Source organism: Modicisalibacter sp. 'Wilcox' (genome assembly GCF_010993675.1).
GTDB classification, from domain to species: domain Bacteria; phylum Pseudomonadota; class Gammaproteobacteria; order Pseudomonadales; family Halomonadaceae; genus Modicisalibacter; species Modicisalibacter tunisiensis.
Genome location: NZ_WNXF01000019.1, coordinates 45,055 through 56,187 on the forward strand (window position 1 = coordinate 45,055; position 11,133 = coordinate 56,187).

Sequence of the window (11,133 nt, forward strand, 5' to 3'; positions counted from 1 at the left end):
CGGCCGGTCGGAAGCGGGTCGGCGTGTCCGTCTCCGCCGCCTCCGCGGATGGCATGCCCACCCGAAGCCTTGCTTATTTAGCGAAAAAGCGGGGGGTTTGCAACCGCTGCGGGCGCTTGTCGTGAGAAGATTGACCCGTGTCGCATGCCCGGGCAACGTGGCGTGCGGATCTGGCGATGGCGCAGGAGGAGGACGCCGGCATGAACTGGAACGCCCGTATCGATCGGGTGCAGCCGTTTCGGGTGATGGGGCTGCTGGAGCAGGCCCAGGCGCGCGAGGCGGCCGGACACGACGTGATTCACCTGGAGATCGGCGAGCCCGACTTCGCCACGCCCGAGCCGGTGGTGGAGGCCGGGCGGCAGGCGCTGGCCGAGGGGCGGACCCGCTACACGCCGGCCGGCGGCATTCCGGCGCTGCGCGAGGCGATTGCCGGCCACTATGCGGCGCACTTCGGCGCCGCCATCGATCCGGCGCGGATCCTGGTCACCCCGGGGGCCTCGGGGGCGCTGCTGCTGGCCAGCCAGCTGCTGGTGGGGCGCGGCGACCGGGTGCTGATGGCCGATCCCACCTACCCCTGCAACCGCCACTTCATGGGGCTGGCCGATGCCGAGATCGACTGCGTGCCGGTGGGCGACGAAAGCGGCTGGCAGCTCGACGCCGCGCTCGTCGCCCGGCACTGGCAGCCGGCGACCCGGCTGGCGATGCTGGCCACGCCCTCCAATCCCACCGGGCACATGCTCGATGCCGGCGGCCTGCGTGCCGTGGCCGGCGAGGTAGCCCGTCGCGACGGTGCGCTGCTGGTCGACGAGATCTACCAGGGGCTGAGCTACGATGTGGCGCCGGTGAGTGCCGCGGCGGTGGCCCCCGAGGCCTTCGTGGTCAACAGCTTCTCGAAATACTTCGGCATGACCGGCTGGCGCCTGGGCTGGCTGGTCGCCCCCGAGGCCGCCGTGGAACCCCTGACCCGGCTGGCCCAGAACGTCTTCCTCGCCGCGCCGACACTGTCGCAGCACGCCGCCCTGGCGGCCTTCACCCCCGAGTGCGCCGGCGAGCTCGAACGCCGTCGGCGCGAGTTGCACCGGCGTCGCGATGCGCTGCTCGCCGGGCTCGAGCGGCTGGGGCTGGCGCCGGCGGTGCCGCCCCAGGGGGCCTTCTACCTGTGGCTCGACGTGTCGCGCTACACCCGCGACAGCCAGGCCTTCTGCCAGCGACTGCTGGAGACCGAGAACGTCGCCATCACCCCGGGCGTCGATTTCGCCGTGCGCGGCGGCGAGCATCACGTGCGCATCGCCTTCACCAACGACGTCGCCCGGCTCGAGGAGGCGGTGGCGCGGCTGGCGCGTTTCCTGGACCGCGAGACGCCCTGAGATGACCTACGAGGCGCTGGTTCCCGGCATCCTGCGGCGGCGCTACAAGCGCTTCCTCGCCGATGTCGAACTCGCCGACGGCACCGTGGTGGTCGCCCACTGCCCCAATACCGGCTCGATGCGCGCGGTCAACGTGCCGGGCTGCCGGGTCTGGCTGTCGCCGAGTACCAACCCGGCACGCAAGCTGGCCTGGACCTGGGAGCTGATCGAGCTGCCCCGGCCGGACGGCGGGGTGGCCCTGGCCTCCGTGCATACCGGGCGCACCAATGCCATCGTCGAGGAGGCGCTGCGCGCCGGGCGGGTGGAAGCGCTGGCCGGCTATGCCACGCTCAAGCGCGAGGCGAAGCTCGAGGGGGCACGTCTCGACTTCCGGCTCGACGACCCGCAGCACGGCACCGCCTTCGTCGAGGTCAAGCAGGTCACCCTGCAGGAAGCCGACGGTCACGGCTACTTTCCCGATACGGTCAGCGAGCGTGCCACCCGGCACCTCGAGACCCTGGCGGCGCAGGTCGCCGCCGGGCACCGCGCGGTGCTGCTGTTCTGTGTCGCCCATACCGGCATCCGTGACGTCGCCCCGGCCGCGCATCTCGACCCGCGCTATGCGGAGACGCTGCGGCGGGTCGTCGAGGCGGGGGTCGAGGTGCTGGCCTACGGGTGCCGGGTGGATCGGGACGACGGTCGGCCGGCCGGCATCAGCCTGGACGACCGCTTGCCGGTGTCACTGCATCGCCAGTTGCACGACGCCGGCGTCGTCGACTGACGCGGGCACCGGCATCCGGCGCGATCCGGCGTCTTCAGCCATGACGGCGTGCCTCGCCGCGGCCGACCCGGAAGATGGCGATCTCGCCGAACAGGTTGGGCCACAGCCGGCTGGACCAGTGGCTTTCATGGTCGCCCCGGCCCACCGCGCGGTCGGTGATCACCAGTCCCTTGTCGGTGCACAGGCGCTCGAAGTCGTTGAAGGTGGACTGGTGGATGTTGGGCGTGTCGTACCAGGCGTAGGGCAGCGAGCGCGACACCGGCATGAAGCCCTTGAAGCCCAGGTACAGGCGATGACGCCAGTAGGCGAAGTTGGGAAAGGTGATGATCGCCTCGCTGGCCACCCGCAGCATCTCGTCGAGCATCCGGTCGGGGCGGCGCAGGGCCTGCAGGGCCTGGGTCATGATCACCAGGTCGCAGGCGTCGTCGTCGAAGTTGGCCAGGCCCTGGTCGAGGTCCTGCTCGATGACGTTGACGCCGCGTTCCAGGCAGGCGGTGATGCCGTCGGGGTCGATCTCGAGGCCGTAGCCGGTGACGCCCTTGTCGCGGGCCAGGGCGTCGAGCAGGGTGCCGTCGCCGCAGGCCAGGTCGAGGACCTGGGCACCCTCGGGCACCCAGTGATGGATCAGTGTCAGGTCGGGACGCATCAGTGACGCTCCTCCAGGCCGAGGTCGCGGGCCACGCGGTGCATGAAGCCGCCGAACACGGCGCCATAGCGCGCGTCCGGGAGCAGGAAGGCATCGTGGCCATGCGGGGAGTCGATGGCCGCGTAGCTGACCGGCTTGCGGGCCCGCATCAGCGCATCGACCAGCTCCCGCGAGCGTTCCGGTGTGAAGCGCCAGTCGGTGGAGAAGCTGACCACCAGGAAACGGCAGGAGGCCGGCGCCAGGGCGGCGGCCAGGTCGCCCTGATGGTCGGCCGCCGGGTCGAAGTAGTCCAGCGCCTTGGTCATCAGCAGGTAGGTGTTGGCGTCGAAGGCGGTGGAGAAGGCGTCGCCCTGGTAGCGCAGGTAGGACTCGACCTGGAACTCCACGTCATAGCCGAAGTTGAGCTCGTCGCTGCGCAGGTCGCGGCCGAACTTGGCGCCCATCGAGTGCTCGGACAGGTAGGTGATGTGGCCGACCATGCGCGCCAGCTTGAGGCCGCGTTTGGGCACGGTATCGTGCGCCGCGTACCAGCCGCCGTGGAAGTCGGGGTCGGAGCGGATCGCCTGGCGGGCGACCTCGTTGAAGGCGATGTTCTGTGCGGTCAGCCGGGGCGTGGCGGCGATCACCACGGCGTTGGCGATGCGTTCCGGGTAGCGCATGGCCCACTGCAGCACCTGCATGCCGCCCAGGCTGCCGCCGACCACGGCGGCGAAGCGCGCGATGCCCAGCCGGTCGGCGAGCCGGACCTGGCTGTCGACCCAGTCGCCGACGGTCATCACCGGGAACTCCGGTCCCCACAGGCGGCCGGTCTCGGGATTGATGTGGCAGGGGCCGGTACTGCCGTGGCAGCCCCCCAGGTTGTTCAGGGAAACCACGAAGAAGCGGTCGGTATCGATGGCCTTGCCGGGACCGATGTGGGCGTCCCACCAGCCGGGCTTGCGGTCGTCGGGGCTGTGATAGCCGGCGGCGTGATGATGGCCCGACAGGGCATGACAGACCAGCACGGCGTTGCTGCGCTCGGCATTGAGCTCGCCGTAGGTCTCGTAGACCAGCTCATAGGCCGGCAGGGTCTTGCCGCAGGCCAGCGGCAGGGGCTCGTCGAAGCGGGCCTGCTGCGGCGTCACCAGACCGACCGAATCGGCGGGGAGCGTTTCGGGCATGAGGGGTCCGTGTCCAGTTCGTGACAGGGCCCGGTCGGACCCTGTGTCTTGCGTCATTATCGGTATTGTCGATTGCCGGGCCGCCGTTCAGAGACCGACCAGGGCGCCGGCGATGCCGGCGGCGCGGGTCAGCGAGCCGACCAGGACGCTGTCGATCAGGTTGATGGCGATGAACACCACGATCGGCGACAGGTCGATCATGCCCAGCGGCGGGATCACGCGGCGTACCGGGGCCATGATCGGCTCGACCAGCTGCATGATCAGGATCGCGCCCGGGTGGCTGGCGTGAGGCGCCACCCAGCTGAGGATGATCATGCCGATCAGGGCGAAGAAGTAGATCTTGAGGATCGCGCTGGCCAGCGCCGCCACCGAGGCGATGGCGATGCCGCCGAAGGAGGGAATGCCGCCGATCGCCACCTGCATGATCAGGATGATGCTCAGCGCCTTGATGATGAAGCCGGCCGCCAGGGTCGCCAGGTCGACGCGACCCATGGGCCGCAGGAATCCCTGCAGCGGCTTGACCACCGGCTGGGTCACCTTGACCACCGACTGGCTGATCGGGTTGTAGTAGTCGGCACGCGATGCCTGCAGCAGGAAGCGCAGCATCAGCAGGAACAGGTAGATGTTGATCAGGGTGTTGACCAGCATCAGGCCGGCGCTTCCCAGTTGACTTCCCATGGAGTCCCTCCGTTATCGGTTCGGCGTCGACTCGCCGAGTTCGGCGGCCATCTCGCGGGCGCGGGCGGCGCAGGCTTCGGTTGCGTCGGCGAACAGCTCGCGCAGCCCGCCGTCCTCGAGGCTGTGGATGGCGCGCTCGGTGGTGCCGCCCGGCGACATCACGTTGCGGCGCAGCTGGGCGGGGTCGTGCTCGCTGCGTTGCGCCATCGTCGCCGCCCCCAGGCCGGTCTGCAAGGCCAGCCGGCGCGCCGTGGCGGCTGGCAGGCCGAGCCGTACCCCGGCTTCCTCGAGGGCCTCGAAGACCAGGAAGAAGTAGGCCGGGCCGCTGCCCGACACCGCGGTGACGGCCTCGAGCAGGGCCTCGTCGTCGACCCACTCGACGATGCCCACGGCCTCCAGCAGCGTGGTGGCGAGCTCGCGCTGTGCGTCGCTGACCCGGGCATTGGCGTAAAGGCCGCTGGCGCCGGCCCCCACCAGCGACGGCGTGTTGGGCATGCAGCGCACCACCGCCAGGTCGCCGCCGAGCCAGGTGTCCAGGGTTTCGGCGGTGAGGCCGGCGGCCACCGAGACGATCAGCGGGCGGCGCGCCTGCACGGCGTCGCGCAGGCCGTCGCAGACCTCGCGCATGATCTGCGGCTTGACCGCCAGCACCACCACGTCGGCCTCGGCGACGGCCGCGGCGTTGTCGTCGGTGGTGTGGATGCCACGTTCGGCGGCGAGCGCCGTCAGCCGCTCGGCGTCGGGGCTGGTGGCGGTGATCGCCGTGGCCGGATAGCCGTTGTCGATCATGCCGCCAAAGATGGCGCTGGCCATGTTGCCGGCGCCGATGAAGGTGACTTGGCTTGCCATGCGAAGCTCCTCTGAGAAGCGTGAGTGGTCAGGGGCGCGGAGGCCGGGCCCCGAAGATGGCGGTGCCCAGCCGCACCCAGGTGGCGCCTTCCTGCACCGCGGCTTCCAGGTCGCCGCTCATGCCCATCGACAGGGTGTCCAGGGCCCGTTCGGGGTGCGCCGTGTTGAGGCGTTCCAGGCACTCGCGCAGCTGGGCGAAGGGACGGCGCTGGGCGTCCAGGGTCTCGGCCGGAGCGGGAATCGCCATCAGTCCGCGCAGGCGCAGATTGGGCAGGCCGGCGACCTCGAGGGCCAGTGCCTCGAGCGCCTCGGGCGGCACGCCCGACTTGCTGGCCTCGCCGCTGACATTGACCTGCAGGCAGATCTCCAGCGGGCCGAGTTCGGCGGGGCGCTGGGCCGAGAGGCGGCGGGCGATCTTGAGCCGGTCGACGCTGTGCACCCAGCGGAAATGCTCGGCCACCTCGCGGGTCTTGTTGGATTGCAGCGGGCCGATGAAATGCCAGACGATATCTTCCAGCTCGGCGAGCGCGGCCTGCTTGTCGAGGGCTTCCTGCAGGTAGTTTTCGCCGAAGTCGCGCTGCCCGGCCCGGTAGGCCTCGCGGAGGCGTTCGGCCGGCTGGGTCTTGCTGACCGCCAGCAGGCGGGTGGCGTCGGCACGGCGGCCGGACTGCCGAAGAGCCGCGTCCAGGCGCCGGCGGGCGCGCAGGAGGGCTTCGCTGACCTGAGCGTCTGGCATACTGGCCTCTATCCGAATAACGACAGCAACACGAGCAGGGGAAGTGAATGGATATTACCGAACTACTGGCATTCTCGGCAAAGCAGAACGCCTCGGACCTGCACCTGTCCGCCGGGCTGCCGCCGATGATCCGGGTCGACGGTGACATTCGCCGGCTCAATGTGCCGGCGATGGAGGACAGTGAAGTCCGCCGGATGATCTACGACATCATGGGCGATCGCCAGCGCCGCGACTACGAGGCCTACCTTGAGACCGACTTCTCCTTCGAGGTGCCCGGGGTGGCGCGCTTTCGCGTCAATGCCTTCAATCAGGGCCGCGGTGCGGGGGCGGTGTTCCGCACCATCCCCGGCCGGGTGATGACGCTCGAGGACCTGGAGCTGGGCGAGGTGTTCCGCCAGTTCGCGCGGATGCCGCGGGGGCTGGTGCTGGTGACCGGGCCCACCGGCTCGGGCAAGTCGACGACGCTGGCGGCGATGGTCGACTACATCAACGAGACACGCCACCATCATATCCTGACGATCGAGGATCCGATCGAGTTCGTGCATGTCAGCAAGCGCAGCCTGATCAACCAGCGCGAGGTGCACCGTCACACCCAGGGATTCTCCCAGGCGCTGCGCTCGGCGCTGCGCGAGGATCCCGACGTGATCCTGGTCGGCGAGCTGCGTGACCTGGAGACCATCCGGCTGGCGCTGACCGCGGCGGAGACCGGACATCTGGTATTCGGCACGCTGCACACCACCTCGGCGGCCAAGACCATCGACCGGGTCATCGACGTCTTTCCCGGCGACGAGAAGGCGATGGTGCGCTCGATGCTCTCCGAGTCGCTGCAGGGGGTGGTGTCACAGGCCCTGCTCAAGCGCCAGGGGGGCGGGCGCGTCGCCGCCCACGAGATCCTGGTGGCCACCTCGGCGGTGCGCAACCTGATCCGCGAGGACAAGGTGGCGCAGATCTATTCGGCGATCCAGACCGGGGGCAACCTGGGCATGCAGACCCTGGACATGGCGCTGAGCCGGCTGGTCAACCAGAACCTGGTGTCCCGCGAGGAGGCCCAGGCCAAGGCCAAGGGACGCCTGCCGGCGGCCTCCTGAGACGATGGACACCCACGCTGACGCGACAAGGAGAGCGGCATGACACCCGGTGAATGGCTGCAGCAGCTGCTGGACCTGATGATCGACAAGCAGGCCTCGGACATGCTGATTTCCACCAACGCCCCGGCCTCGCTGAAGATCGACGGCAAGCTGGTGGCACTGGGCGAGACGCCGCTGTCGATCGCCCAGGTTCGCCAGCTGGTGATGGCGGCCCTGCCCCAGGGCCTGAACGAGCGCTTCGAGCGCGACCATGAGGCCAACTTCGCGCTGAGCCTGCAAGGCAAGGGGCGCTTCCGGGTCAGCGCCTTCTATCAACGCAGCCAGATGGCCATGGTCATCCGGCGCATCGCCTTCGACATTCCGTCGCTGACGGCGCTGGGTCTGCCGGACGCGCTGGGCGAGCTGGCGCTGCTCAAGCGGGGGCTGGTGTTCGTGGTGGGCGGCACCGGCACCGGCAAGTCGACCACCCTGGCGTCGATGATCCAGTATCGCAACGCCAGCGCCGGCGGCCACATCCTGTGCATCGAGGACCCGATCGAGTACATCCATCCGCATCGCCGCGCGATCATCAATCAGCGTGAGGTGGGCATCGATACCGAGTCGTTCGAGGTGGCGCTGAAGAACGCCCTGCGTCAGGCGCCGGACGTGATCATGATCGGCGAGATCCGCTCCCGGGAAACCATGGAGCAGGCGCTGACCTTCGCCGAGACCGGCCACCTGTGCCTGGCCACCCTGCACGCCAACAACGCCAATCAGGCGCTCGAGCGCGTCATCCACTTCTTCCCTGCCGAGCGCCACGAGCAGATCTGGCTGGATCTGTCGCTGAACCTGCAGGCGATCGTCGCCCAGCAGCTGCTGCCGCGCCAGGACGGCAGGGGCCGCGTGGCGGCGATCGAGATTCTGCGCCGCTCGCCGCTGATAGGCGACCTGATCCGCAAGGGCGAGGTGGGCGAGATCAAGGGCCTGATGGCGCGCTCGCGGGAGCTGGGCATGCAGACCTTCGACCAGGCGCTCCACGAGTGCTACCGGCGAGGCGACATCAGCGAGGATGTCGCCCTGGTCCATGCCGAGTCGGCCAACGACCTGCGCATGATGATCAAGTTCGGCGACGGCGCCCACCAGGGCGTGGAGCAGGCGCTGGATGCCGCCGACCGGCTGTCGCTGCGCGACAGCGACGACTACTGAGACACGCTCGGGGTGCCGGCGCGTCAGCGGCTGTAGAGGCCGCCCAGCACGCGCCCGCCCGCCGCACCGGTGACGGCCGGCAGGTTGCCGGGCAGGCCGGCAAGGCGCCGCCAGGCCAGCCAGGCGAAGGCGCCGGCCTCGAGCCAGTCGGCATGCCAGCCGAACGTCTCGCAGCCGGCCAGCGTCAGGGTCGGCAGATGGCGGCCCAGGCGTTGCAGCAGATCGGCGTTGTGCGTGCCGCCGCCACAGGGGATCAGGGTGGCGGGCACCGGGCCGAGCGTCTGGGTAACGCCCAGCGCGATGCTCCTGGCGGTCAGTTCGGCGAGCGTCGCCTGAACGTCCCGCGCCGCTTCGCGGCCGCTCAGCTGTGCCTCCAGCCAGGCGAGGTGGAAGTATTCGCGGCCGGTGCTCTTGGGCGGGTGTCGGGCGAAGAACGGATCTTCCAGCAGGCGCTCGAGCAGGGTGGCATCGACCGTGCCGGCGGCGGCCCAGCGACCGTCGGCATCATAGTGGCCGTGGTCATGATGGCGGGCGTACCAGGCGTCGAGCAGCGTATTGGCCGGCCCGGTATCGAAGCCGGTGACCGGCAGCGCTCGCGAGCCGGGCGGAAGCAGGGTCAGGTTGGCGAAGCCGCCCAGGTTGAGCACCGCCCGCCATTCGTCGCTGTCCGAGAACAGTGCGGCATGAAAGGCCGGGGCCAGCGGGGCCGCCTGCCCCCCGGCAGCCAGGTCGCGGCGGCGGAAGTCACCGACCACGGCACAGCCGGTCAGTTCGGCCAGCAGGCTGGGATTGTCGAGCTGACAGGTATAGGGGGCCTCGCCGTCCGGGGCGTGCTCGATGGTCTGGCCGTGGCTGCCGATGGCGGCGATCGCGCCGGCGTCCAGGTGGTTGCGCTCGAGCAGTTGCTGGACCGCCTCGGCCTGCCGCCGGCAGAAGGCCGATTCCGCCCGGGCCAGGTCGGCGAAGCGCACCGCGTCGGCCTGGCACAGGGCCAGCAGGTCGGCGCGCAGCGTCTCCGGCATGGGCACGCCGACGGCATCCAGCAGCTCGGGGCGGCCCTCGCCGCAGCGGACCAGGGCGGCATCGATGCCGTCCAGGCTGGTGCCCGACATCAGGCCGACGAACAGGGGCATGAAGGTCTCCTTCCGTGGGATGCGCTCAACCGCGTGTGCCAGACATGCTACCATCCCCGGCCATTGATCCAGACAACCGTTTGCTGTGGAGAAGGGCACGATGACCGACGTCGCCGATGCGCTGGCGCTGCTCAAGCGCGGTGCTCATGAAATCCTGCTCGAGGATGAGCTGAAGCAGAAGCTCGCTTCCGGGCGCAAGCTGCGTATCAAGACCGGCTTCGACCCCACCGCCCCGGACCTGCACCTCGGGCACAGCGTGCTGCTGACCAAGATGCGCCAGTTCCAGGACATGGGCCACGAGGTGATCTTCTTGATCGGCGACTTCACTGGACGGATCGGCGATCCCACCGGCAAGAACGTCACCCGCAAGCCGCTCACCGAGGAGGAGATCAAGGCCAACGCCAGGACCTACCGCGAGCAGGTCTTCAAGGTGCTCGATCCGGAGAAGACCATCGTCGCCTTCAATGCCGACTGGATGAGCAAGCTCTCCGCCGCCGACATGATCGAGCTGGCCGCCCAGTCCACGGTGGCACGCATGCTCGAGCGCGACGATTTCGAGAAGCGTTACAGGGCCAACCAGTCGATCTCGATTCACGAGTTCCTCTACCCGCTGGTGCAGGGCTACGACTCGGTGGCGCTGGAGGCCGACGTCGAGCTGGGTGGCACCGACCAGAAGTTCAACCTGCTGATGGGCCGCGAGATCCAGAAGCACTTCGGGCAGGCGCCGCAGGTCGTCATCACCATGCCGCTGCTCGAGGGGCTCGATGGCGTGCAGAAGATGTCCAAGTCGCTGGGCAACTATGTGGGGCTCGACGAGGCCCCGGGCACCATGTTCAACAAGCTGGTGTCGATGCCCGACTCGCTGATGTGGCGCTACTTCGAGCTGCTGTCGCTGAAGTCCAACGAGGCAATCGAGGACCTGCGTCGGCGCATCGACGCGGGTGCCAACCCCCGGGACATCAAGATGGAGCTGGCGCGCGAGCTGATCGCCCGTTACCACGGCGAGGAAGCCGCCGCCAACGCGCACCGCAGCGCCGGCAACCAGCTGGCCGAGGGCGAGCTCCCCGAGGACATGCCGGAAGTCACGGTCGAGTTCGAGGGCGGGCAGGCACCCATCGCCGCGGTGCTCAATCGCGCCAACCTGACCAACAACAGCGCCCAGGCCAAGGACGTGCTCGGCAATGGCCGGGTCAAGGTCGATGGCGAAGTGGTCGCCCGCGATCACATGCTCGATACCGGCAGGAGCTACGTGATCCAGGCCGGCAAGAAGCGCTACGCACGGGTGACGCTCGCCTGAGAGTACTGTCAGCTTGTTGCCGTTTCCGACGCCCGCCTTCTGGCGGGCGTCGTTGTTTATTCAGTCTATCCACACCCGGTTTGTCGGCGATTCATGAAAGGGGGCTGTGGACAGGTGGATTCGGGCGATGGGCATGCCAGCGAAAATTTTTTCGGACGGGGGCTTGTCAGGGCCGAAGGTGGGGCGTAAAGTACGCATCCGCTGCCGACGACGGGACACGTCACCGGCGGTGGA

General features: G+C 69.1%; 11 protein-coding genes. 5 read left to right on the forward strand and 6 right to left on the reverse strand.

All coding sequences use genetic code 11. The features are described 5' to 3' along the window. Positions 1-200: 200 nt before the first annotated feature. Together G7A98_RS15165 and sfsA are read left to right on the forward strand one after the other, a co-directional pair. Complete coding sequence (locus G7A98_RS15165) at positions 201-1,367, forward strand: aminotransferase class I/II-fold pyridoxal phosphate-dependent enzyme (protein ID WP_163650520.1); 1,167 nt, start codon at positions 201-203, stop codon at positions 1,365-1,367. Position 1,368: 1 nt separating this feature from the next. After that, positions 1,369-2,127 carry a DNA/RNA nuclease SfsA gene (gene sfsA, locus G7A98_RS15170; protein ID WP_163650521.1) on the forward strand — a complete coding sequence of 253 codons (759 nt, stop codon included), beginning with the start codon at positions 1,369-1,371 and terminating at the stop codon, positions 2,125-2,127. Between the two features lie 34 nt (positions 2,128-2,161). Here the strand turns inward: sfsA and metW are convergent, their stop codons facing one another. The 5 genes from metW to G7A98_RS15195 all read right to left on the reverse strand — a co-directional run bounded on the left by metW (position 2,162) and on the right by G7A98_RS15195 (position 6,196). Further along, positions 2,162-2,773, reverse strand: a complete 612-nt coding sequence (gene metW, locus G7A98_RS15175) for a methionine biosynthesis protein MetW (protein ID WP_163650522.1) — start codon at positions 2,771-2,773, stop codon at positions 2,162-2,164. Next, positions 2,773-3,933: a homoserine O-acetyltransferase gene (locus G7A98_RS15180; RefSeq protein ID WP_163650523.1), complete on the reverse strand. Its 1,161-nt coding sequence runs from the start codon at positions 3,931-3,933 to the stop codon at positions 2,773-2,775. Before G7A98_RS15180 ends, metW begins: the two co-directional genes overlap by 1 nt. An 87-nt stretch (positions 3,934-4,020) precedes the next feature. Next, complete coding sequence (locus G7A98_RS15185; RefSeq protein WP_163650524.1) at positions 4,021-4,611, reverse strand: YggT family protein; 591 nt, start codon at positions 4,609-4,611, stop codon at positions 4,021-4,023. 12 nt (positions 4,612-4,623) lie between these two features. Then, positions 4,624-5,460, reverse strand: coding sequence for a pyrroline-5-carboxylate reductase (gene proC, locus G7A98_RS15190; protein ID WP_163650525.1), 837 nt, complete (start codon positions 5,458-5,460; stop codon positions 4,624-4,626). 28 nt (positions 5,461-5,488) lie between these two features. Continuing rightward, positions 5,489-6,196, reverse strand: coding sequence for a YggS family pyridoxal phosphate-dependent enzyme (locus G7A98_RS15195; protein WP_163650526.1), 708 nt, complete (start codon positions 6,194-6,196; stop codon positions 5,489-5,491). A 47-nt stretch (positions 6,197-6,243) separates the two neighbouring features. Between G7A98_RS15195 and G7A98_RS15200 the strand changes: the two genes are divergently transcribed. Both G7A98_RS15200 and G7A98_RS15205 read left to right on the forward strand, forming a co-directional pair. Beyond that, positions 6,244-7,284 carry a type IV pilus twitching motility protein PilT gene (locus G7A98_RS15200; protein WP_163650527.1) on the forward strand — a complete coding sequence of 347 codons (1,041 nt, stop codon included), beginning with the start codon at positions 6,244-6,246 and terminating at the stop codon, positions 7,282-7,284. 39 nt (positions 7,285-7,323) lie between these two features. After that, positions 7,324-8,469 (forward strand): PilT/PilU family type 4a pilus ATPase, encoded by a 1,146-nt coding sequence (locus G7A98_RS15205; RefSeq protein ID WP_163650528.1) that lies wholly within the window; start codon positions 7,324-7,326, stop codon positions 8,467-8,469. 23 nt (positions 8,470-8,492) lie between these two features. Here G7A98_RS15205 and G7A98_RS15210 read toward each other — a convergent pair whose 3' ends face one another. After that, entirely contained in the window at positions 8,493-9,602 is a 1,110-nt protein-coding gene (locus G7A98_RS15210) for an anhydro-N-acetylmuramic acid kinase (RefSeq protein ID WP_163650529.1), read from the reverse strand. 100 nt (positions 9,603-9,702) lie between these two features. Between G7A98_RS15210 and tyrS the strand changes: the two genes are divergently transcribed. Further along, the gene (gene tyrS, locus G7A98_RS15215) at positions 9,703-10,899 is read left to right on the forward strand and encodes a tyrosine--tRNA ligase (protein ID WP_163650530.1); all 1,197 of its coding nucleotides are present in this window, start codon (positions 9,703-9,705) and stop codon (positions 10,897-10,899) included. The last annotated feature ends 234 nt before the right edge of the window (positions 10,900-11,133 follow it).